General features: G+C 62.7%; 1 protein-coding gene. It reads left to right on the top strand.

Translation table 11 applies throughout. The annotated features are described in order from the left end of the window. Positions 1-303 (top strand): histidinol dehydrogenase (locus P0G09_RS18490; protein WP_275253402.1); only part of this gene is annotated, 303 nt, incomplete at both ends.

The following is a 303-nucleotide window of genomic DNA, read 5'->3' as shown; positions in this document are numbered from 1 at the left end:
GCCATAGCCCGCGCCAGCGTGGACGACAACGGGAAGATCATCGTCTGCACCGACCTGCACAAGGCCATTGAGGCCTGCAACATCATTGCGCCGGAGCATCAGGAGGTCTGCGTGGAGGACCCCTTCGGCGTGCTGAACGAGATCAAAAACGCGGGCAGCATCTTCCTGGGCCGCAATGTGCCCGAGGCCCTGGGCGATTACCTTGCAGGCCCCAACCACACCCTGCCCTCCAGCGGCACGGCCCGCTTCTCCAGCCCGCTGGGTGTGGACGACTTTGTGAAGAAGTCCAGCTTTCTCTACTAC

Origin of the sequence: Faecalibacterium sp. DFI.5.82 (assembly GCF_029076575.1) — a bacterium.
Taxonomy (GTDB): Bacteria; Bacillota; Clostridia; order Oscillospirales; family Ruminococcaceae; genus Faecalibacterium; species Faecalibacterium duncaniae.
Note: the sequence above shows the minus strand (reverse complement) of the source record. Positions and strands in the feature narration are given on the sequence as shown.